A 23,305-nucleotide genomic window follows, 5' to 3' on the forward strand; every position below is an offset into this window, starting at 1 on the left:
AAATAATGAGGAAATTTTTCACATCACGATTTAACTGGCATTTATTTAGTGAACAGTTAGAGACTTATTGGGAAGCAAAAGTATTGAAGTGGAAAAAACGTTTAAACCCTTTGACTAACAAAATGGGATTTGGTATTTACTTTTTTAAACATATCACCATTAACCTAAATCGTCTGAACAAAGAGATATTACAAATTGCCGAGGATAGTGTCCATCTGTCACAGTTCAAGAAATCAGAATTTCCTAGTTTTATATCCGTTGTCGATGGCATTAGTACGACGTCGATGGTTATGAAATTGCCAGACCATATCATTCAACAAATCACATCTCTGATCAGAGCACTCCCAGGGTTTAAAGCGTTGCAATCCATATCACGTTCGAATGGGTACAAATGTGAACTTCATTACAACCAAGGAAAAGCATTTTTCGGCTCATTACAGATTCACTTTATTAAAATCAACAAGAATCCATCTCGGACAGCATGATTTGCTATCATTTTCGCTACATACCTGCTGAACCCCGAATAAATAAAGAAGCCCCTCCCACAATGGGAAGGGCTATACTTTTCATTCACTTATGTGTTTGATTCGTCTTTTTTCTCCTCAATGAAGCCGCTGATACTTGCCTGGCGACGCGCATTTTTGGATTCGATACTCTGCTTTTCCTCAGCAGTTATTTCATCCGCATGTTCATCCAGATAATCCTCAGCTTCGTGCAAATTAGCTATCGTATGATCAATGGCGTTCTGGATACGAGCTGGGTTATCCTCACGATTGTCTGGCTTTGCCATAATATTCCCCCCCTTTGCGATAGATTGTCATCCTGTTATATAATTCCTCAAGACCAATTAGATTATTCTTTAAACTTGTATGATAATCGGCAAAATCATTGGCCTTCTTTTGGTCTGTGTATATAGATATTTGCCAATCGCTTCTTTCAGAGCTTGCTTATAGAGACCCCATTGGCTCGTTTTCATCTCTTGTAATTGTGTGAGTGTAGTTAGGGCAATGCGGTGGACTTCCTCCATTAGTGCTTCTGATTCCTTGACATAGACGAATCCACGTGAAATGATATCGGGTCCCGAAACAATTTTGCCATCTGACCTACTAAGTGAAATTACAAAAATCAATATACCGTCTTCTGATAAGACTTTTCGGTCCCTTAATACAATTTGTCCGACATCTCCAATACCTAGTCCATCAACTAGGGTATTGCCATTCGGAACATGACGATCTTGGCGAGCTTGTGAATTTATAAAATCTACAACTTCACCATTATTAATGATAAAGATGTTATCTGACACAACACCAACTGCTTCAGCTAATAATCGGTGCTGATACAGCATGCGATATTCGCCGTGAATCGGAATAAAATATTTGGGTTTCATTAACGTCAGCATGAGCTTTAATTCTTCCTGACTCGCATGTCCAGATACATGCATCCCTGTTACCGATCCTGAACCGTAAATAACCTTAACTCCTTTCGCAAACAGGTTATCTACGATTCGAGCGACATTCCGTTCATTTCCAGGAATAGGCGTGGCTGCTAGAATAACGGTATCACCTCGTGAAACTTCAACTTGACGGTGTGTACCGCTAGCTAAACGAGCTAAAGCAGCCATAGGTTCCCCTTGACTACCCGTACAAAGAATGACAAGTTCATGTGAAGAATAACTATTCACATCTTGAGCCTCAATCAACATGCCTGGAGGCATACTTAAATAGCCGAGCGTTATGGCGATATCAACAACATTGACCATGCTTCTTCCTAAAAGGGCGATTTTGCGATTCGTTTTCTCCGCGGCAACAATGACTTGCTGTAATCGGTTGACGTTGGATGCGAAGGTGGATAGAAATATTTTGCCTGTAGCTTTTGAGAAGGCTTCCTCAATATGATCGCCAACTAAGCGTTCTGAAGGTGTGAATCCTGGCCGCTCTGCATTCGTACTTTCCGAAAGTAGCGCAAGTACACCATTTTGCCCAATAGCTGCCATCTTATGTATATCTGCATATTGTTCATTTACCGGTGTCAGATCAAATTTGAAATCGCCAGTATGTACAACTGTTCCTTGAGGAGTATCAAAGACAATCCCTAAGCAATCGGGAATACTGTGGTTCGTTCGGAAGAAGCTGAGTGGAATGTCGCCTAGAATAAGCTTTGTATTAGCATCAATCTCGTGCAAGTTCGTAGTGTTCAGCAGTCCATGTTCTTTCAGTTTGACTTGAATAAGGCCAAGTGTAAGGCGCGTAGCATATATGGGCATGTTTAACTGTTTAATAATATAGGGAATGCCGCCAATATGATCCTCGTGACCATGTGTAATGACAATCCCTCTTATTTTCTCTCTATTTTCAAGTAAGTAGGTGATATCAGGAATGATTAAATCTATGCCCAATAAGCTCTCATCGGGAAATTTGGAGCCACAGTCAATAATGATAATATGATCGTTATATTGAAGCGCGTACATATTTTTGCCAATTTCATTTACTCCGCCGAGGGCGAAAATTGAGAGCTTATCGTGATTTGACTTCATTAAGAAACCTCCATCATTTACTAATTCACCGTATGAATTCCCTGTTCTAGTATGTCCAATACGATTCGTCAAACATTCATCTTTTGAGTAAATATGGATCAACACGTAGCCAAACAAAAAAGATCTCCGGCTATGGAGATCTTTCTGAATGAAATCTATTTCATCCAGTATCGAATAAAGGCTAGCAACGCTAACAAGCCTGCTGCGATGGAGATGACATATAAAGCTGAAAGTCGAACCCATTTAACCCCCGTTCCTTGAAAATAGGATTGATCTCCTTCACGATTCTTACGCGAAAAGCCAATCATGAGAGTAGCCAATAAACCAACAACTAAGATTACCGAAAATATCACATAATACAACGTCATATTCATTGGAAAACCAACCTTCCGTTCTTTTGTTTAAGAAAACAAATACGTAATGAAAATCATCTTTACAAGTTTAACCTTAAAAAAACAGAAATAGACTTCGAAAAGTCTATCTGTTTGTGAGACTTCACTTAACATAAGTTATGTAATCTAATTTCCGGTCTACTAGTTTCCTTAGCGGAAACAATCGTTATAACCGTATTTTCAATTGCTCTTCGTTCCATCCAACTGTTATGCTTCTCACATAAACTACATTTATTGGAGGTATAACGATGCTCAAAATCGGAATTATTCTTGGCAGTACTCGCCCTGGACGCAGAGGTGAAGTCGTCGCACAGTGGGTACACGAAGTTGCAAGTAAACGTACGGACGCGATATTCGAGATTGTAGATTTGGCAGATTTCAATTTGCCACTTTATGATGAGCCCCATCCCCCCATGTTGATGAAATACACGAAAGAACATACGATTGCTTGGTCGAAAGTAATCAGTGCGTACGATGGCTTTATTTTCGTGACTCCAGAATATAATCATGCCATTTCAGGTGCGCTCAAGAACGCGATTGATTTCCTTTTCAATGAATGGAAAGATAAGGCCGCTGGGATCGTCAGCTATGGCGGTGGTACTGGCGGTGCGCGTGCAGCAGAGAACCTCAGGCTCATCTTGGGTGAATTACATGTAGCCGACGTTCGTGCCCAGGTAACATTGTCCCTCTTTACTGACTTTGAAAACTTCATAGTGCTCAAACCAAATCCACGTCAAGAAGCCGCTGCTAACACCATGTTTGATCAAGTCATCGCTTGGAGCGGGGCATTAAAGACATTGCGTTAATACCTTCTATTTACCCAACCGCATAAATGCCAAAAAGCTGCTTTAGGGTTCTCCTAATTCAGCTTCTTTTTTCTATTCATCAAATTCACCCCCAAAATATTATGTTTTCTTTCCAGGCTGCTGAGCTTCAACCTAACCATACAGGATATTCTTATAAACCAACAATCTCCGTTTCAGAATAGCAAAAAACTCATCTGCAATTCATTATTGCAAATGAGTTTTCCTCACTGACTGACATCTAGCTCTGTATTAAAATATCGCTTGTTTTAATAATTCAAATTTATTTATTTTGCTCAAGGGATTGGTAAACCGCCATCATTTCTCGTTTATTCAACTCACGAATACGATTGAAAATAGGAATATCTGTAACTGCTTCAGTTAGTAAGCTTTCAGCAACAACATCACTTACTTTACCAGTTAGCCATGTTTGTACATCTATGCCCTCGACGATTTCCTTGCGCCCTTCATCATTGATACCACTTACATAACAGCTAACACATGGCACCGATAACTTGTATACGCCGTCATGGAGACCATCTTCTGAAATTACTTTCTTCCCATTACAGAATGGACATGGATGACTTGCTTTTATCTTATTAATTTGGGTAACAATTTTATTGTAACCAAACGCTTCATAGACATAAGTTAGTTTTTTATATTTCCCATTGGTGAAATACTTATCAATAATGGTCTCTCTAGTTTCAGCAATATTGGCAAAATCACAGATGGTAATCAAGTTTTTACTGCTGATCGCCTCGAGGCTACCTTTAATCTTGTCCCAAAAGGGTACGGCATTTTGTAAAACCACTTCATAGCCCACAAAGCTTGCAAGTTCCAGTTCAAGCATCTTCAGCGCAACTTGTGTTTCCCTTGGAAGTAAGGAGACATCTTCCGTAAGTGCAAGATCGCCGCCAACAATGAATTTTAGTTTTGCTAGTTCTGGTAACTTCCCTACGGTTTTTATGACCTGATCAATCGGCTGCTGAATAATTTCACGAATATCCGTGTCACCAAATTTTAGCTTTTTATGATGGTTTAACACGGTTCCTTGACAAACTGGGCAGCTAATCATTTCTTTGGAGGTTTTCATTTGCTCTTTAAGAGGAATGTTCTTCGAAATAACCATATAACGCCCAAGGATGAAATTAAAGCCTTCCCATGTTCTCGAAGCTTTCCCTGCTTTATCATAAAATGACTTTTCCCAATAACCATATAAAAACGTATTTTTTTCTGCTTCTGACATCTCATTAAAGCTTTTACTCATATCGTGACCAAGTTCGTTCTTTATCTCTTCAAATAGGAATTTCAATTTGGCGTGTTGATAATATTTCAGTACATCCATGACCTCTGGAAGCAGCATGCCATCCCAGAAGGGTACGGTTTTGTCTTGAATAAGAACATCCATATCAAATTGTTCAATGACACGACGTCCCGAACAACTCGGACAATGATTGTCTTGATAATAAAAATCGAAGCTACTTGTATCTTTATTGGTCGGATGAGCAGCCACGATATGGTTGATCAGTCCACCGATTTCATAGAGGAAACTATATTGACTATACAGGTGTCGCTCAAGATCAATGGCGATGACAGGTGCAATTTGTTCAGATTCATATTCCCCATAAATCACACGGGCTATAGGCGATAAACTTTTTAAGATACCACCTTTATAGATGTTTTCTGCCTTTTTAAAATAGCTCAATTGATCTTCTTCTAAGTAACGAATACCATTTTGCGGCTTGAGTGTGGAAGTAATAGGCAATGGGGCATTGCTATCTTCCTTATTCTTGAGACGATAATAATCTTCATGACTGACAACATCAAGATGCTGAACAGGTTCAGGCTGCCTTTTTCCAAAATCAACGATATAATCAGAGCTTTCTAGCATATAAGCATTATGTTCGATCATCAAGATAGAGACAGATTCAACTTCAAGAATATCCCTAACACTATCAATAAATTGGTTTAAAATATTTTGTGATAAACCTTTTGAAGGCTCGTCAAAAATAAAAAGCGTATGTGGGGTTCTTGCGTTACCAAACAGCTCAGATACTAAATGGACACATTGAAATTCACCCGTCGATAAAGATTGTGTTTTTCTTTCCAACGTCAAATAACCAAGTCCAAGTTTGATCAATAAGCTCAAGCGTTTATGCGCGATGTCATCACCCGGCAGTTCATCAATAATATCTTCAATCGAGCGCTGAAAAATATCATCAATATCCTCACTATACTTGGTGAGTTTCTTTTTAATGTCAAGAAACGTCGCAATGGTAGACCGACTGGAAATCGATTGGTTTCGATCTTGCCCGACCACTACCAGTTTATCTTTTGGATAACGCTTCTGAAAATCTTTGACCATACACTCATTAACAAGTGTAGATTTACCACATCCCGACTCACCCGTAAAGGTGACAAGTCTATTTTTGGGAATCTGAATGTCAGCCATTTGAATATTACGACAGTAAAGATCCTTAAACTGGTAGTATTCTGTTGGCATGGCCTTATTCAGTTCACAATGAATTGGTTTTGGTCGTGGTGACTCTTCAACAATTTTCCCGCCATATTTACCGCTGCCAGGTCCAAAGAACAAATGCTCATCCGCAGTATCGAGCACCGTGTCTGAATGGTCAATGAGCCAAATTTGATTCTTATCCCCTAATTGTTTAATCTGGTCTAAAATTTTCAATAGGGTGTCGTGATCTAGACCCACGGAGATTTCATCAATGATAATGACCGTATTTTCACTTGTTGCCATGAATTCTGCCAAGTACATTCGTGTTATTTCGCCACCTGACAATGTACCCATAATGCGATTCAATGTTAGGTAACCAATATTCATATTGATGATATTTTGGAGAATATGCTGCTTCGCTTCACTAATATGCAATTCCTCTGCAAGAGAAAGAATCGTTTCAATGCTTAAGTTATTAATATCGGAAATACTATTTGGTTGATTCCATAAGTCCATCTTATATTGCTCAACTTCTTGATTGTAGCGCCTACCCTGGCACTTGGGACATTCGACATTTTGGGTCATACTGCGCCCTTTACAATCTGGACACCAGCCTAAGGCATTATTAAAGGAAAAAACTTCAGGAGAAAGATTAAATTGTTCAGCAAGAGTAACACGAATCTCTTTAAAAACGCCAGTATGCGTACCAATGGTTGAACGAGGATTGGATGAAATCGATGATTTTCCGAGAAAAAGGACTAAAGGCATTTCTTTCATCTTGATGGCACTGAAATTGGTTTCCATAATTTCAGGAAATAAATACTGATATTCAGCCTTTGGCAATAAAGAAACGAGACGCTTCTTGGATTCTTCACCGATGGTTTGACAAAACGTTGTTTTACCGGATCCAGATAAGCCCGCAATTCCTAAGGATTTATCTACAAGAAGTGTTGCATCTAATCGGTTAATATTGTTCGAGATTAATTGATTTATTTTCATAGTGATATCCTCTCCATGTTTCAGAAATGCGCCCTATCATAAAGAAAGAGCACAATTCTAACTACTGAATTGCGCCCTATTGTTGAAGAATGGTTTATTTGTATAATCAATTAAATGAATAATTACAGTTCTGCTAACACTGTTCCGAGCTTATCACCCATATTCTTGAAAGCATATGTAGCTCCCTCAATGGCTCCCGCGCGGGCTTTTGTAGCTTCACTAAATCCTGCTTGATCGAGATGTAGATGGATAATTCCTTCTGAACCTTTTTTCAAATTCCATGTAACCGTTGTGCTTTCTCCCGCACTTGCCCAAGTGTAAGATAATGTATGAGGCTCGTCCACTACGAGCACCTCGCAATCTACAATTCCATTCCACCATTCGGAAGGCTTTGTCCGAAACTGAAATTTATGTCCAACGACTGGTTTAAAATCATTATCCATTATCCATTTCGCAAGAGTATCCGAATCAGTTAATGCGTTCCACACCTGCTCGATTGAACTTGTAAATTGAAAGTCTAAGGATACATCTGATTTCATTTTTTTTCCTCCAATAAAAGAGTTAATTTAACATTTCATTCTTTCCAGAACCCTTCATAATTATTTCCCGTAATGTCACCAATTACACTTCATAATAACCTAATAGGACACCTTTTGTTGTCTTAATGATTATAGGACACCAAAAGGTGACGTGTCAAGTTCCCTTGCTATTCCATTATCTGTCCCTTTAATGGAATAAGGAATGTTTAAATAGTTTATTTGTATATATATTCCACATAAAGCATACAAATCCCTCTAGATTCGCAATTAGTTTACATAACATATGTTATGTTATTAATAATTTCAATTTTCACCTTTCACTTTCTAATTTCGCTCCTCGAAAATGCCTTAACCCACAACAAAAAAGCCAGATCAGGTTTCCCCAATCCAGCTTTTCATCTCTTCTCACTATCACATATGCTCTCTTCTACTTCGATCTTCTCAATACTCTTACCCCATAAGGCTCAAGCCGCAAGCTTGATGCTTCTAATGTTTGCTGCAACAGCATGTCCCAATACGTATTAGCATCTAACTTAACTGTTTGCGCCTGCTGACCAAAATTCATAAGGAAAACATACTCATTCTCGCCATCTGTCCGCACTTGTGCAGTAACCTGATCTGGCAACTCCGTTTGCAGCACTGATGTAATCCCAGCCTGAGCAAGTACTTGCTTATAAAATGTCTTCAAGAACGAAACATCGGTTCTCGTTGCAATATAATAGGCTTTTCCTTCGCCAAATGCATGTACAGTCAACGCAGGACGACCTGCGTAGAAATCATCACCATAAACCGCAAGCGTCTCAGCACCTTCTGTGTGAATTAACTCACAGAGTTCACGTGACTCATACTCTCCTGCCAATTCAAGCGCATTCCCTTCGCTATAAATCAAGCGATTTTTCTCATCATCATAGAGCGCATCGATTTCCTCAGACCATATGCCGAGCGTTTTACGAAGCGGCCCAGGGAACCCACCTTGGAAACAGAGGTCATTCTCGTCAACGATACCTGACCAATACGTCGTAACGAACGTTCCTCCACTAGCGACAAACTGTTCGATGCGCTCACCAACCCCCGGACGAACCATATAGAGCATAGGTGCAACAATTAGCTTGTACTTGCTGAAATCGCAGTCCATATCAATCACATCGACAGGAGTTCCGCCATCCCAGAAAGCGCGATAATGGTTGATCACGGTTTCTTCATAGTTGATGCCCATGTTACGAGGTCCTTGTGAATCCTTTACAGCCCAGCGATTTTCCCAGTCGAAAATCAAAGCTGTCTCTGCAGGCACCGTAGTCCCAATGACATCGGACAAGTGCTCCAATGCGCCGCCAAGTTCGGCAACATCACGGAATACGCGTGTATGCTCATGACCGACATGATCAATGACCGCGCCATGCAGCTTCTCGCTTGCACCACGGCTCTTCCGCCATTGGAAATACTGCACAGAATCAGATCCATGCGCTACTGCTTGTAAGGAAGATAATAGGTGCATGCCTGGTTTCTTCAGCTTGGAAACTGCCTGCCAATTCGTCAAGCTCGGTGTGCTTTCCATCAACAGAAACGGCTTGCCGCCCTTGAGCGAACGGAACATATCATGATTGAGTGCGAAATAAGCAGCCAATTGACTTTGATCCTTCCCATTATGCCAAGTTGGATACGCATCCCATGAAATCACATCGAGAATATCCGCAAATTTCCAATAGTTGAGCCCTTCATAGGCTTCCATCAAATTCGCCGTGACCGGTAACTGCGCATTCGCAGCTTTCAATGGCGCGATTTCATGCCGACAGAAATCCACAGTTTGGTCCGTTACGAAACGTTTCCAGTCCACATTCATAGCATGAACCAGGTTTTCTCCATGTGGCGCCGGGGACTCAATTTGAGACCAACTTGTATACGTATGACTCCAAAATGAAGTCCACCACGCCATATTCAAAGTGTCCAGCGTGCCATACTTTTGCTTTAGCCAGCCTCGGAAGGCATCCTGGCAATAAGAACAGTGGCATTCCCCGCCATATTCGTTCGAAATATGCCAACCCACAACAGCTTGATGCTGCGCATAGCGCTCAGCCAACTGTGTATTCATCATAGCAACTTTCTCCCTATACACAGGAGAAGTATAGCAATGATTGTGCCGCGCGCCGAATAAATTGCGCACACGATTCGCCCCAACCCGCAGTACCTCCGGGTACTGCTCCGCCATCCAAGCGGGTCTTGCACCACTCGGCGTCGCAAGCCAAGCATAGATGCCATTCGCGGCGAAAGTAGCGAGCACGCGATCTAACCAATCGAAGGTATAGGTACCTTCGACTGGTTCAAGTGCAGACCATGCAAAGATGCCAATTGCCATAACATTACATTTGGCCAGCTTCATCATTCGAATGTCTTCTTCCAAGACTTGTGGATCGTGCTGCCATTGATCAGGATTATAATCGGCGCCGTGCATGAAAAGCGGCAGTTTCGGGCTAATTGGTGGATAGGTAAGGGACAAGATGATCACCTCATGGATTCATTTTTATCGTAAATATGAACCCATTCTATCAGTTCGCTCTAGTGAAAAATACCCTACAAACTATCGATTATATGTAATTTTTCAAGATTTCGACTGCATCATTTGAGTGGCAATGTATTGAACATCCGTCAGATTGACAATGCCATCATTATTGAGATCCGCCTTTTGAGCTCGATCCCAATTCGTTGAGCCAGCAATTGCTTGTAAATCATAGAAAGCCAGCGCCAAGTCAGCAACATTCACTAGCCCATCTGCATTCAAATCAGCTGGTTTCATTATGACCGTAATTGTAGCAGCTACCGTTGTATCTGAACCTTGGATGGTGCCAATTAATGAATACGTACCCAAGTGGTCATAATCAGACGCTTGACCCGGCGCCCAATGAATAGGAACTTGAAGATAGGAACGATCATCGTTATAAACGGCACTTACGACTGTGGGTAGCTGAGGCACCGCATGTAACCACGAGGTTACATGTACAGGCTGAACCGTCATGGAAACGGGAATCGATTCTACATCACCAATACGAGTAAACATAATATCGTCAACGGATCCCCAATTATTCGCGTTCCCATCCACTTCAAATCCAATCGTACAGCTGCCGTTCGTAACCGTAATATTAATGTGGGTTAATTGTGGATGTTGCCAATTATTATATCCTGAATTACTGAAATCCGATCGGATCGGGTCTGCTCCATCAACTGTTGCAAACAGTCGGGAACTCGCTTCCCCTCCTCCACCTTGCGTATAGGCTGAGAGCACATATCTGCCATCTGTTAAGCCTTCAATTCTTTGAGATACTTTAAAATGAAAGGCTGAAGCAGACCAATAGGCAGCGGAATATGAGCCACCAGCTGTATGGTTATCCTGTTTTTTGATCCCGACTGCCGAAGCCTGCGCCCCCTCAATCAGCCAAGGTGACGAGTCGCTTCCTTCGAAATCTCCATCTAAAGCAAGATTCACCGGTGCAGGTGGAATCACGTCAACTGCCTGAGCGGGGCTGCCCACAGGCAGACTACAGATCAGTAACGAAGCAGCGAAAATGCCAGTAAGAACACCTTTTTTGATTTTCAATTCAATCAACCTCCTTTAGTTAGAAATGAAACAACCGGTACAGAATGACAGCTGCCTCAGCTCTTGTCGTATACATTTTCGGTGCAATTCCGAGCCCATTACCTTGTACAAGACCTGTTTGCAGTAAATTGCTGATCGAAGCCTTCGCATAGCTCGAAACCTCAGACTTATCCGAGAACGCATCTAGGTAGCCAGTCTCACTACTTTCATCCACATGATGCGAAAGCTGGATTGCTCTGGCTGTCATCACCATGAGATCTTCTCTCGTGATCGGTGCTTTAGGGTTAAAATGCTGCGCATCACTGCCCTCGACGATACCGAGCGCTTTGGCAATTCGAACCGCTTCATCATAATAATCAGCTGCGGTAACATCTGTAAAACGATCATCCGCATTTGCCGCTGTAAGTCCTAATGATCTTACCAACATCACGATATAATCTGCGCGGGAAACTTCTTGCTCAGGACTAAACGTATCGACGGATGTGCCAGTCGTTACGCCTTTGGATGCAAGGGCTTCCACCTCTTTCTTCGCCCAATCGAAGCCAACCAAATCTTTGAACGTAGTGTTCACATAAGCCACCGCATAGGTGCTGAAATGCGTTGTTGTAAACACAACTTTGTGTGTAGCTGCATCATATTTAGCGTTAGGAACAGCTACTGCTTGCCCGTTCCCATCCACATACCAAATCACGATATGATCAGGGTTTTGCAGTTCTTCTGCTGTTGGCTCATAAGGCAGGGTAACGGTTACTCGCGCAGACGGATTATGCCATTGGAACACTTCCCCACCTGATTTTAATTGCAAATCAATGACAGGCTTGCTGCCAATCTGCGCTTTCAGCGCATCTGGAATTCTTGAAGGGTCCACACTTCCAATCGTTAAGCTAATGGGTTCCGATCCAATTTCACTCGAGGAACTGAGCATGTTACTTGGTAGAGAAACTGTCCCATTTGGCGTAACAATCTCAACTTGCTGAACGCCACCCGTAGCTTGTAATACCTCTTTAGGAAGCTGTTGTTCATAGGAAGTGGCACCCTCAACTTGTTGTAGTATTAACGACATTTTCTTATTTCCATTACCGTCGGCTCTCGCCAAATCCTTCATCTTGATCCAAACGTCAGATGATAACGTTGCAACTGCCGTCTGGCTAGTAGTCAAGATTGGCGTTTGTTTCAGGCTAGCTGCACCATTAGCGTTTATCTCGATGGTAGCCTCAGGATTTGTTGAAATTGTTCCCGTACCTTGATGATCAGATGGATTAGTTGGCTCTTCTTTTATGTCTTCCGTTACCAACGTAACTGTTGCCGATCCTAACGTTGCTGGCGTCAGGACCCCACCTGCTGGAGCCGTGCCCCATTGTGCTGCAGCAACCTTTACGATTCCTTCTGCCATCGTGGACTCAGCTTTTGCACGCAAGGTAAGCGTAACAGAGTTCGTATTCAACGACTTTCCACCCTGATGCCCGATAATCAGCCTAACAACACCTGACGTATGCGAATCTGTCGTAAGTAACTGTACCGTCGGGGATGCGCTTTGAGCAGATACAAACTCGAATGCTTCCGAATCATACGTAATCTGAAGATCTTCCGCATAAATCGTATCAACTAAACCTCCGTTCCCAACGTTTACGTTAAACGTGGAGCCTCTTGCAACACGACTAGGTGCACTAATCGTTTCCACTGAACGATCCGTATAAAACTCGAAATCGTCGATATTGCCCCAATTTCCGGAGTTGCCGTCAGCTTTGACACCGATCGTTGCTGTACCATTGGGCGCTTCGCCTTCACTAGCCGTATTATTCTTGACCTCAACATTCATCAGGATCGGATGCTGCCATACCAGCCAACCCGCATTCACGATATGTTCAGATACTTCTTCACCGCCATAATCTTTCACAAACAGCTTCATGCTGCTTTCTCCACCGCCGCCTTGCGACCAAGCCTTCAATGTGTAAGTACCATTTGCTAAGCCCGTAATCGTTTGCGTAGCTGAGAATGGCATTGCCTGTGGCAAAGAGTAATGTAAAGCATATGTACTACCATCGTGAGCATTTGCACTGTCCGCTGCGACTTTCACAGCACTGCTGCTGCCAGTGATGGTCCAAAAGGCGCTATTGCCACTTTCAAATCCGGGGTTTTTCACCAAATTGGTGGATCCCTGCACCGTAATAATACCTGCGGCTCTTAACTGGACACCTGCCACTGTACCTTGAAGCTGGATTGTTCCTGGGTGCAGCAAATCTTCCTCTTTAACGGTATCCCATGTTACAGGTAAGTCACGAACAGAATCATCGGTAAATTCAACCTGTACCTTATTCGGTAGCAGCAATGTCCCGCCAACAGTGACGTTAATTTGTTCCTGGTGTATCGCGGTCGCTTCTACTACAAATGGGGTAGCACTTTGCGTAGCAGACACGCGATTAAATACATCCAGCGATGGCAACGCATGACCGGTAAAATCAAACATCGCCTGATTTTCCCAGCCATTGCCCTCCCCAGCCTTGGAGCTCCACTCTGCACCTGTCACTGGAATCCAATCCGGTTCCCAGTAGAATACACCTAGTCCTTTCCCATCAGGAACTTGCGCAACGGCATTCATCACATCATGTACTTCTTGCGCTTGCCCTTGTACAGTTGCTTTATACCCGCCTAACTGCTCTTGACCAGGACCGAAATTGTTCGCAAAATTGTCCCCATCATTCAGCGTATACGCATAGGCATTCTCGGCTACTAGCACTTCTTTACCGTATCGATCAGAGATGTCGATCATGTTTCTCTTGAGGTCCTCCAGCGGGCCATGCCAATAGGGATAATACGAAAAGCCGATCACATCATAATCCACATTGCGCTCGGTCAGCTTATCAAAATTACGGCGAAACAGCTCGTTATTCCCGCCATCCGCTAAATGAATCATGATTTTCGTCCGTAGTTGCGGATTAGCGTTATTCGGATCATGATCGCGGACAGCTCGTACGCCTTCTTTGACCAGGTTTGCCCAACCGTCATAGCCGCCGCTACCCGTTGTCTGCCCATCCGGCCACACCATTCCTGTGTTCGTCTCGTTCCCAATCTGCACCATCTCCGGCATCACGCCCGCAGACGTCAAACCTTGAATAACTTCTGACGTGTAATCGTATAACGCCTGTTGAAGCTGGGTCGTGTTAAGACCTACCCAAGCCGCAGGTTTCGTTTGTTTGGAGGGATCTGCCCAAAAATCGCTGTAATGGAAATCTAACAGCACTTTGAGGCCGAGATCATGCGCTCTTTTGGCAATTTCGATCGTTCTCGCCTTATCGTTATTACCGCCGCCTAGTCCAATGCCATTGGCATCAACAGGATTGTTCCACACGCGAAGTCTGACCCAATTCACACCATGGTCTTTCAAGATTTGAAGAGCATCTTTCTCTACACTGCCATCGTAAAATTTACCCCCGCTGACTTCAATTTGCTTCAGCATAGATACATCCGCACCTTTAATGAAATCCCCCGATAGTCCAGGAATGGGGTTGATATGAATATCCGCAGGAGTTGTAACAACGGGCGTGTCTGCCGAAACGACGGATAATGTCGCTGGCAGCACACCAGTGGTCAACATTGCAGCCATGGCGATGGCTAAGCTTTTTCTCCCCACCACGAAACGCGGTCGTTCATCCATGGATTGTCTCGATTGAAGTTTTCTCATAGACTCAAATCCTCTCACACTATTTTTGCAAACGCTTTCCATATGCTCATCCTCATCTTACCAACATGGAATCGTCAGTATAACCCGCTAAAATATCGATTTCCTGTTCAATTTATGGGAGCACAAAAAACCGCCTCCTGCACGCAGGAAGCGGTCTGTTCCCTCTTATTTTTTAGCTATAATCGGGTCTGCTTGGCTTTGCATTTCAGCCACAACTTTATCAATACCTGCTTGTTTCAACTTGTCTTTGAACGTTTGCAAACCATGTGCAGCATCGGCAGGATCAACTAAGCCATAGAATAATGGTTTACCGTACGTTTCCATCACATTGCTAACAGCAGCAACTTCATTCTTCACTTTGGAATCATCGAACGTAAACGTCTCTAGCGGGTGATTGACAGTCACGTTTTTCTTCCAGTCATTTGTAAACTTTGTTGTTTCTGCCGCTACGGTTGAATCAATACGCTCATGCAACGAGTTCCAACCCCAAGGATCTGTACCGGATGGTGGGAAATCAGCGGAAGCAGCAAGCGGCTTGAACTGATCGGTGCCAACAGGCTCATAGTGCTTACCTTTGATCCCATAGTTCGTCAAATCATGAATTTCTGGATCATAACGAAGAAGATCAATCGCCATCAGAGCGCGCTCATAGTTCTTGGAGCCAGCATGAACGGACATCCCGTTGTTGATGAACGGATTGGACAGACGTTTCTTGTCTGCACTTAGGTCGTATAGTTCCACTTTCCAATCTGGATGCGTTGTTTGCATTTCGGATTTCGTACGCAACAGTGTACCCAGATTCCACTCCACGGATGCTAATTTGCCGTCTTTGAAAGCTTGTGTTTTATCCACTTTGTTGGCAATAGCATCACGAGACCAAGCGCCAACTTTTTGCGTATCGAACATTTTCTTCGAGAAAGTTGCAAATTCTGGTGTATCTACGTAGTTAAATAATTTCCCTGTTGCTTCTGTTACTTTATACACGATAGGCAGCTGAGGCACCACAAAGTTCCACTCGTTCGGTTGTACCAACTCAACAGCATTAAATTCACTGACACCAATGCTTGGTTTGAAATCCTTCTCTTTTTCGGCAATGGTTTTGAGATAGTTGACATAGTCATCATACGTTTTCAGCTCAGGCAAATTATACTTCTGACGAAGATCGCCACGGATACCAACCATATGGTAGCTATATTCAAAATTGTTTTGCGGAATCATATAAATGTTGCCATTAATCTTCGCTTGCTCCCAAGCGACCTTCGGCTCTTCCGCCCACGTTTTCGGAGCGAACTTCTTGATCAGATCCTCGGTCAAAGGCATGAAACCGTTCTTCGTCGCTTGCTGTGCATAATAGGACCAAGTTGCGGAGAACACAAGATCGAAATCTTCGTTCGCAGCAAACATCAACGGATATTTCTGTTGGTACTCGCCCCAATCAAGGAAGCTGACGTCGAGGGTTGCATTAATTTTTTGCTTCATTAATTTATTAACTTCCCCATAAACCTCATCGAAACCTTTCGGCTTGGAGCCGAGTAATACCGTTTTAAGCTTCACTTCTTTACTCGTATCGATGCCCGTACTTGTCGTCGCGGAAGCGCTTGCTTGTGGAGCCACTGATGACGCACTTGGTGTTGGCGAAGCTTCTTTGGAGCTACAAGCTGACAGTACAGTTCCCATTGCAAATAAGGATGCCAGACTTAGTGTGGCTAATTTCTTCGTGTTTGCCATTCGATTCTCCCCTTATAAATGATAGATAAGTTATGATAAACCGGGAATTGAAATTCCCGGGGTTACCCTTTCACAGCTCCAACCGTTAAGCCTTGAACAAAATAACGTTGAACGAACGGATACAAGAAAATGATCGGACCCGTAACTAGAATGGCTAAGGCCATCTTTAAGCTTTCGCCAGGTAAGTCCGTCACCTGCATCCCCGTAATCGCCATAACCTTGCGAATGCCTTCGAGATTCCCTAACATTTTATATAGTAAATATTGCAGGGTGTACAGTTTCTCATTCTGTACAAACAGCAACGAGTTAAACCAATCGTTCCAGTAATTTAGTGCGGTGAACAATCCAATCGTAGCCAAACCTGGCTTTGCCAAAGGGATAATCAATCGAATGAATATGGTGAAATCCCCTGCTCCATCGATTTTGGCAGATTCGGTTATCGCATCCGGTATGCTGCGAAGGAACGTTCGCAAGATGATAATATAGAACACATTTAACAATGGCGGGACAAGCAGTGACCAGAAGGTATTCTTCATGTGTAAATAGTTAACCATTAAGATATACCAAGGTACAAGTCCTCCGTTAAACAGGGTCGTAAAGTAGAAGAAGAACGAAAATCCGCTGCGCCATTCAAAATCCTGGCGTTGCAGCACATACGCTGCCATCGCAGATATAAATAATCCCACGACAGTTCCTGTCACTGTCAATACGATGGTTAACAGGTAAGAGCTCACAAATTGCTCAGGATGTTTTAGCGCAAAGGTGTAGGCATCCCACGAAAACTCCTTCGGCCATAACCGAAACCCATCACTCGTAATCGATGATTCACTTGTTAACGAACCGCTAATAATAAGCAGGAATGGGATTAAACAAGCCAAACATATCACTGCTATGAAGACATAGCCAATCGTATCTAAGATTCGCTGATCGATTTGACTCTTTTTCACACTGGTCGTACTCATAGGAACACCTCGCAAGTTGCTGTAAGTTTAGAATAAGGCATTATCTTTATCCGATTTACGTACTAGGAAATTCGTCACCATGATGGTGATAAAGCACAGAATCGATTGATAGAATCCAATCGCTGATGACATCCCGATTTCGTTGTTAACTAGTAGGGAGCGATATACATAAGTGTCAATCACATCTGTTGTTTCATACAACAAACCATTATTGCCCACCAGCTGATAAAAGAGTCCGAAGTCTCCGCGGAATATACCGCCGATCGCCAGTAGGACCAGAATCGTAATCGTTGGTCGTAGTGACGGTAACGTTATGTACCGAATGCGTTGGAAGACGTTAGCCCCATCGATTTCAGCAGCTTCATAAGTCTCACGGTCAATGCTCAGGATGGAAGCCATATAGAACACGGCGCCATAGCCGACCGCTTTCCAAGCGGAGAAGAAAATTAAGATGTATTTCCAATATTCCGTTGTTGTGTAGATGTCTAATTCCGGAATGTGCAGAGTTCGCAGCAGCGTATTCACAGTGCCATGCTCGTAGTTGAACAAATTGTAGGCTACAGCGCCCACTACAACCCACGATAAGAAGTAAGGTAAAAACATAATCGTTTGTGCTGTTTTGCGGAACAGCTTGGAACCGATCTCCGCCATGAAGATGGCGACGATAATTTGTAGACCATTATTAATAATGATGAAAGCTGCATTATACAGCAAGGTGTTCCGAGTAACTCGGAAGGCATCCCCTGTCATGAAGAAGAACTTGAAGTTATCAAATCCTACCCATGGTGAGCCTAAAATTCCTAAATCATATCGATACTGTTTGAACGCCAGCACAATGCCCGCCATTGGGACATAGCTGAAAAGCAAAAAGTAAAGCACTGCCGGCGCGATCATGAATAACAACGCTTTCTTGGATCTCATTCGATACAGGAGCCCTGTTCTCATTTCTATCCTCTCCCCCATCCGCTTCTAGTTGTCTCTCTCCTGTATCTAAATTAACAGGTTCGAAGTAACGTGATAACCCGACAAAATATCGATTCCCTGTAACTTTTGCAGATAGCTCCTCTAGCTAGTGGTATTGCATGAAAATATGAGATAATCTATAGCTACATCTAAGGGAGGGTTGCCTGCCATGAAACTACTATTTGCAGAAGATGAGAAATTCACACGAGATGGCGTGCTCAAATCCATTAGCTGGGAGCATCTCGGCATCACGGAATTAAGAGAAGCTGTCGATGGGCTCGATGCGGTTACCATCGCGGAGCAGTTTAAGCCAGACATCGTTCTCACCGATATCCGCATGCCGCGGATGGATGGTATCGAGCTTGCCTTTCACCTTCGCCGCAAATACCCGCAATGCAAAATCGTCTTTATGAGCGGTTATGCCGATAAAGAATATTTGAAGGCCGCGATAACACTCAAAGCGGTTAGTTATGTAGAGAAACCGATTGATGTGGAAGAATTGGAAGAAGCCTTGCGGGGTGCCATTGAGATTGTCTTAGAAGAACAGCGGCATGTTGCGAATGATACGGTAGCGAAAGAAAACAAAAGCTTTATGAAGCAAGAAGCCGCTTTGCAGCTTATCCGCGGCGGTTATGACGAGGAGATGCTGCGTAATCGTCTATTGGCGGCTGACTTCACTGCCATCATGCAAGCGCCTGCGGCTACTGCCATCATTAAGCTCATTACCCCTGGTCTACAGAAGGAAACACTAGGACAATTAATAGATGAAGCACTGAGTCCTAGCGAAAAGCCATACTTGTATGCTTGGAAGGATGACCATCATGCCATCGTTCACTTCTTTTCCAAGCAGCATGACGCGTTAGAATTCAGCCAAGTGCAGCAGCTCAGTCACGAGCTTGCCTCAGCTTTGAAGCGGGAACATGCGTTATTCTCCATCGCAGCAGGTAAAATCGTCCCCTCCGCTCATAAGCTGCAGGAATCTTATACAATCGCCGTGCTTCGCCTTCAGGAATCGTTCTTTCATAAGCCATGCTCACTTATTCTGCATGACAGTCATGGAAGTGACGCACATTCTCAGCATTATGTGGTTCAGCCGGAACAGCTGAGCCGCTTCTCGGAAGCGTTATCTGAAGAGAATTTCGATGCTGCTGATAAGCTGATCACGACGATAACTTCTGATATTCGCCAGCATCCAGGCACTTTAATTGTGAGTGTCAAAGAACTCTACTACCGTTTCATTCTGGAAATGGATAAGTTTGCGCAGGGCAGGAACATTACTCTCTTCGACACCTCCGAGGAAAACGATGTCGCGTGGAAGTTGATTCTGGAATGCCACTATTTGGATGACATTCATCGCGTGACAGCGACTAAGCTGGATGAATTAAGGAAAGCTGTCCAGGATCGATCCAATGGCGGACTTACCTCCACAAGCTCGCGAATTATGCGCTTTATACATCTCCATTTTGCTGATGACAACTTATCTGTACAGGATGTGAGCGATCATATGCAAATGACGGCCTCTCATCTTATTTCGATTTTCAAAGAAGCGACCGGGAAAACCATCAAGCAGTATGTCACCGAGTATCGGATGGAGAAAGCGAAGGATTTGCTTCGCAACAACCGTTTGAAAGTGCTGGATGTAGCATCGCAAGTCGGGTTCAAAGACGGGGAGCATTTCGCCAAAATTTTCCGCAAATCAACAGGCATGACCCCTTCTGAGTATCGGGAGCGATGTCAATTATGATCTTCTCTTTGATTCAATTCCTGCGGAAGTGGTTGTACAATACGAAACTTCGTCACAAAATCATGTACACATATTTGCTTTTAATTATGCTGCCGCTTGGCTTCTATCAGTTCATCGCTTCGGAGAAAATGTCCGATATCATTATCAATCATGTGACTTATTCGGCTAAGCAAGGCTTCGATCAGACGTACTCGTTTCTCAATTATCGCGTGCAGCGGATCGCGGAAACAACGAATATTCTGGTATCCAACAATGCGATATCCGATATTCTGATGGATAAGAATGTGACCAATGATATTAACCGTGAGTTGCAAGAATATGCGAATCTCAAAAAGCTGCTGCGCTCCATGCAGGATAGCTTGGATATCTCACGCGTTATCCTTTACGTGCCGAATGCATTCATTTTCGCAAATGAGACTGAGAATTTCTTGCCTTTAGCCGAAACCAAGGACAGTCCTTGCTTTGATCGTTTAGATGAATCGCACGCCAAATATTTGTGGTGCTCAGCCCCTGAGCTTAGTAAGAAGGCGTCTCATGATAACACTTCACTCTACGTTGTCCGAAGTATTCTGGATCCCAACAACTATGCCAACCCTATCGGTCAATTACGCGTGGATGTTCAGGCCGAGACGATCCGCTCCATGCTGCGCAAGGCCAATGTAGTTCGGAATAGCACGACTTTTCTCGTGGATCAAAATAATAAAGTTGTCCTTGCCTCGGATCCCGTTACCTTAACGAAGGTGGATTTACCCAACACAATGGATGATGCCGTTTCCACGACCTGGCAAACGAACAACAATTATTATTTGTTTAGACAACTGCCTTCCAATTGGGGGATGATTACGGTCATTCCTCTGAATGAGGTCGTGGAGCAAAGTCATCAATTGCGTAATGATTTACTCGTTATTTTACTCATTGTGACGGTCATTGCATACTTGTTAGCCTACCTCTTCTCCTACTCCGTCACTCGGCGCATCACGCAATTAACCAGCCGCCTGCGAGATGTACAGAAAGGCAATCTGATTGCACTAGCCCAAACACAGGGCCGAGATGAGATTGGCGAGCTCATTCAAACCTATAATTACATGATTGAGCAGATAAGCACGATGAATAAAGAGCACTATCGACTTGGTCAAGAGGTCAAAAATGCGGAACTAAAGGCGCTTCAATCCCAGATTAATCCTCATTTCCTCTACAATACGTTGGATCTCATTAACTGGATGGCAGACAGCGGATTGAACACCGACATTAAGAAGGTCGTTAAAGCTCTCGCTCGTTTCTACAAAGTCAGCCTCAGCAGCGGCAAAGATGTGATTACTCTGCGCGAAGAGCTGCAGCATGTCTCCTTCTATGTGCAGATTCAGAATATTCGGTTCGAAAATAAGATCGATTTTCAGATCGATGTACCGGAAGAACTGCTGGCCCATCCTATCCCGAAAATCACCCTCCAACCGCTTGTCGAGAATGCCATTCTCCACGGTATCTTGGGGCGAACGCAACGTGAAGGCAGCATCATAATACGCGCGTATCTGGAAGATCATACGGTTCACTTGCTCATCAAGGATGACGGTGTGGGCATGAGTGCCAACCTTATCGAGGATATGATGGCAGGCATTAGTCGCAGTCGGATCGGCGGCAGCAGCTTCGGCGTCAAAAACGTAGGCGAACGTATTCGCCACTATTTCGGGGATCCTGCGAAGATGACGTACAGAAGTGTTCCCGGTGTGGGCACGGAGGTTGAGATTACGTTTCCTTTTACCAAGGAAGAAGAATGAGGTTAAACCGGATACGGAGGTGGGAGTTAAATGAAACGAATTTCAATTATTTTGTTCGCGATAGCCGTATTGGCTGGATGCTCTCCCCTATCTAGCTCCAAAACGTCCAGCAGCTATCCGAGCGCCGTCGCTTGGAATAACACACTTTACGGTCTTTCAGCAACTGAAGTTCCCATTCAAAATATTGGTAAGCAAATTGGTCAAATTGAGCGAAGAATATCGCCAATGCCGAAGAAAAACGGAGATGCCAATGACAAACCAGTAGGTAGTCTGTTATTTGAAGTCAACGGTATGGAGTCGAAGGACGTCATCGCCGTTAAGGTGAATGACCAGTATTTCAGCGCTTCTAAGCTGGGACCGTTGAATTAATATAGAAATCCCTTCCCTATTTCTTCTTATTCGATATAATTAGAATGTATGTTCGGGAGGTGGTTTTCTGTGAGATTGGAAACTGAACAAGACATTCTCCAACTTGTTCAAGATGACGTGTGGATGATGGACATACTACGGTCCGCTAAAGCTTTACACTTGCCTGATTGGTGGGTTTGTGCAGGTTTTGTTCGATCGAAAATTTGGGATGTGCTGCATCGTTTTCCAGAGAGGACGCCACTACCAGATGTTGATGTTATTTATTTTGATCCTTGTCATCTGGACGAAGCAGTAGAAAAGCAATTAGAACAACAGCTTAAACAAATGAACCCGAATGTTCCTTGGTCTGTCAAAAATGAAGCCAGAATGCACGTTGTCAATAACATTCCACCCTATTCGTCATCCGTAGATGCGATCTCAAAGTTTCCTGAAACAGCGACAGCACTAGGGCTCACACTGGATGAGCATGATAATGTCATCTTGGCAGCCCCTTGTGGAATTGAAGATGTGATCCAACTGGTGATCAAACCGACATGCTACTTTGAAGGAACGAAATCAAGAGCTGCCACTTATGAAGAGCGCCTCGTTAAGAAGAATTGGCGCGGGATCTGGGATAAGGTAACGGTTGTTCATTCCCTATCTCAATCTCAACCTTGAATTAATCGAGTAGGAGGGGACGGCTAGTCCCCGACCTCTCACACCACCGTACTTACCGTTCGGTATACGGCGGTTCATGAAATATTCCGTAATGAGTTGTATTTGTCCAACA

General features: G+C 43.5%; 17 protein-coding genes. 6 read left to right on the forward strand and 11 right to left on the reverse strand.

The features are described from left to right. The first annotated feature begins 5 nt into the window (after positions 1-5). On the forward strand, positions 6-485 hold the full coding sequence (locus AC58P7_RS26705; protein ID WP_497348413.1) for a hypothetical protein: 480 nt from the start codon (positions 6-8) through the stop codon (positions 483-485). 89 nt (positions 486-574) lie between these two features. On the opposite strand, the gene tlp is transcribed toward AC58P7_RS26705, so the two are convergent. The 3 genes from tlp to AC58P7_RS26720 form a co-directional block, all read right to left on the reverse strand. Beyond that, positions 575-790 (reverse strand): small acid-soluble spore protein Tlp, encoded by a 216-nt coding sequence (gene tlp, locus AC58P7_RS26710; protein ID WP_497348415.1) that lies wholly within the window; start codon positions 788-790, stop codon positions 575-577. Positions 791-859: 69 nt separating this feature from the next. Next, positions 860-2,533 (reverse strand): ribonuclease J, encoded by a 1,674-nt coding sequence (locus AC58P7_RS26715; RefSeq protein WP_497348417.1) that lies wholly within the window; start codon positions 2,531-2,533, stop codon positions 860-862. 155 nt (positions 2,534-2,688) lie between these two features. Next, the gene (locus tag AC58P7_RS26720) at positions 2,689-2,907 is read right to left on the reverse strand and encodes a hypothetical protein (protein WP_497348419.1); all 219 of its coding nucleotides are present in this window, start codon (positions 2,905-2,907) and stop codon (positions 2,689-2,691) included. A 266-nt stretch (positions 2,908-3,173) separates the two neighbouring features. Here AC58P7_RS26720 and AC58P7_RS26725 point away from each other — a divergent pair, with 266 nt between their 5' ends. Next, positions 3,174-3,731 carry an NADPH-dependent FMN reductase gene (locus AC58P7_RS26725; protein WP_497348421.1) on the forward strand — a complete coding sequence of 186 codons (558 nt, stop codon included), beginning with the start codon at positions 3,174-3,176 and terminating at the stop codon, positions 3,729-3,731. A 280-nt stretch (positions 3,732-4,011) separates the two neighbouring features. On the opposite strand, the gene AC58P7_RS26730 is transcribed toward AC58P7_RS26725, so the two are convergent. The 8 genes from AC58P7_RS26730 to AC58P7_RS26765 form a co-directional block, all read right to left on the reverse strand. Beyond that, a complete protein-coding gene (locus AC58P7_RS26730; RefSeq protein ID WP_497348422.1) occupies positions 4,012-7,185 on the reverse strand; it encodes an ATP-binding cassette domain-containing protein in 3,174 nt (1,057 codons plus the stop codon). Positions 7,186-7,307: 122 nt separating this feature from the next. Further along, entirely contained in the window at positions 7,308-7,724 is a 417-nt protein-coding gene (locus AC58P7_RS26735; protein ID WP_497348424.1) for an SRPBCC family protein, read from the reverse strand. A gap of 427 nt (positions 7,725-8,151) precedes the next feature. Continuing rightward, the gene (locus AC58P7_RS26740) at positions 8,152-10,173 is read right to left on the reverse strand and encodes a beta-galactosidase (RefSeq protein ID WP_497348450.1); all 2,022 of its coding nucleotides are present in this window, start codon (positions 10,171-10,173) and stop codon (positions 8,152-8,154) included. Positions 10,174-10,320: 147 nt separating this feature from the next. After that, complete coding sequence (locus AC58P7_RS26745) at positions 10,321-11,313, reverse strand: Ig-like domain-containing protein (RefSeq protein WP_497348426.1); 993 nt, start codon at positions 11,311-11,313, stop codon at positions 10,321-10,323. A gap of 19 nt (positions 11,314-11,332) precedes the next feature. Continuing rightward, positions 11,333-14,995 carry a glycosyl hydrolase 53 family protein gene (locus AC58P7_RS26750; protein ID WP_497348428.1) on the reverse strand — a complete coding sequence of 1,221 codons (3,663 nt, stop codon included), beginning with the start codon at positions 14,993-14,995 and terminating at the stop codon, positions 11,333-11,335. Positions 14,996-15,160: 165 nt separating this feature from the next. Continuing rightward, entirely contained in the window at positions 15,161-16,723 is a 1,563-nt protein-coding gene (locus tag AC58P7_RS26755; protein ID WP_497348430.1) for an ABC transporter substrate-binding protein, read from the reverse strand. 62 nt (positions 16,724-16,785) lie between these two features. Continuing rightward, on the reverse strand, positions 16,786-17,685 hold the full coding sequence (locus tag AC58P7_RS26760; protein WP_497348432.1) for a carbohydrate ABC transporter permease: 900 nt from the start codon (positions 17,683-17,685) through the stop codon (positions 16,786-16,788). Between the two features lie 27 nt (positions 17,686-17,712). Next, the gene (locus tag AC58P7_RS26765; protein ID WP_497348434.1) at positions 17,713-18,630 is read right to left on the reverse strand and encodes an ABC transporter permease; all 918 of its coding nucleotides are present in this window, start codon (positions 18,628-18,630) and stop codon (positions 17,713-17,715) included. 187 nt (positions 18,631-18,817) lie between these two features. On the opposite strand from AC58P7_RS26765, the gene AC58P7_RS26770 reads away from it, so the two are divergent. From AC58P7_RS26770 to AC58P7_RS26785, 4 genes are all read left to right on the forward strand, one after another. Further along, positions 18,818-20,392 (forward strand): response regulator transcription factor, encoded by a 1,575-nt coding sequence (locus AC58P7_RS26770; RefSeq protein WP_497348436.1) that lies wholly within the window; start codon positions 18,818-18,820, stop codon positions 20,390-20,392. After that, positions 20,389-22,167, forward strand: coding sequence for a cache domain-containing sensor histidine kinase (locus AC58P7_RS26775; RefSeq protein ID WP_497348438.1), 1,779 nt, complete (start codon positions 20,389-20,391; stop codon positions 22,165-22,167). The genes AC58P7_RS26770 and AC58P7_RS26775 overlap by 4 nt, the downstream gene beginning before the upstream one ends. 30 nt (positions 22,168-22,197) lie before the next feature. Then, complete coding sequence (locus AC58P7_RS26780) at positions 22,198-22,536, forward strand: hypothetical protein (RefSeq protein ID WP_497348440.1); 339 nt, start codon at positions 22,198-22,200, stop codon at positions 22,534-22,536. 69 nt (positions 22,537-22,605) lie between these two features. Further along, on the forward strand, positions 22,606-23,193 hold the full coding sequence (locus AC58P7_RS26785) for a nucleotidyltransferase family protein (RefSeq protein ID WP_497348442.1): 588 nt from the start codon (positions 22,606-22,608) through the stop codon (positions 23,191-23,193). The last annotated feature ends 112 nt before the right edge of the window (positions 23,194-23,305 follow it).

Source organism: Paenibacillus sp. J22FR5, assembly GCF_059691975.1.

Excerpts from the sequence above, each read along its gene's own strand:
- AC58P7_RS26705 (WP_497348413.1), top strand. The coding sequence starts at position 6 with ATGAGGAAATTTTTCACATCACGATTTAACTGGCATTTATTTAGTGAA.
- tlp (WP_497348415.1), bottom strand. The coding sequence starts at position 790 with ATGGCAAAGCCAGACAATCGTGAGGATAACCCAGCTCGTATCCAGAAC.
- AC58P7_RS26715 (WP_497348417.1), bottom strand. The coding sequence starts at position 2,533 with ATGAAGTCAAATCACGATAAGCTCTCAATTTTCGCCCTCGGCGGAGTA.
- AC58P7_RS26720 (WP_497348419.1), bottom strand. The coding sequence starts at position 2,907 with ATGAATATGACGTTGTATTATGTGATATTTTCGGTAATCTTAGTTGTT.
- AC58P7_RS26725 (WP_497348421.1), top strand. The coding sequence starts at position 3,174 with ATGCTCAAAATCGGAATTATTCTTGGCAGTACTCGCCCTGGACGCAGA.
- AC58P7_RS26730 (WP_497348422.1), bottom strand. The coding sequence starts at position 7,185 with ATGAAAATAAATCAATTAATCTCGAACAATATTAACCGATTAGATGCA.
- AC58P7_RS26735 (WP_497348424.1), bottom strand. The coding sequence starts at position 7,724 with ATGAAATCAGATGTATCCTTAGACTTTCAATTTACAAGTTCAATCGAG.
- AC58P7_RS26740 (WP_497348450.1), bottom strand. The coding sequence starts at position 10,173 with ATGCACGGCGCCGATTATAATCCTGATCAATGGCAGCACGATCCACAA.
- AC58P7_RS26750 (WP_497348428.1), bottom strand. The coding sequence starts at position 14,995 with ATGAGAAAACTTCAATCGAGACAATCCATGGATGAACGACCGCGTTTC.
- AC58P7_RS26755 (WP_497348430.1), bottom strand. The coding sequence starts at position 16,723 with ATGGCAAACACGAAGAAATTAGCCACACTAAGTCTGGCATCCTTATTT.
- AC58P7_RS26760 (WP_497348432.1), bottom strand. The coding sequence starts at position 17,685 with ATGAGTACGACCAGTGTGAAAAAGAGTCAAATCGATCAGCGAATCTTA.
- AC58P7_RS26765 (WP_497348434.1), bottom strand. The coding sequence starts at position 18,630 with ATGAGAACAGGGCTCCTGTATCGAATGAGATCCAAGAAAGCGTTGTTA.
- AC58P7_RS26770 (WP_497348436.1), top strand. The coding sequence starts at position 18,818 with ATGAAACTACTATTTGCAGAAGATGAGAAATTCACACGAGATGGCGTG.
- AC58P7_RS26775 (WP_497348438.1), top strand. The coding sequence starts at position 20,389 with ATGATCTTCTCTTTGATTCAATTCCTGCGGAAGTGGTTGTACAATACG.
- AC58P7_RS26780 (WP_497348440.1), top strand. The coding sequence starts at position 22,198 with ATGAAACGAATTTCAATTATTTTGTTCGCGATAGCCGTATTGGCTGGA.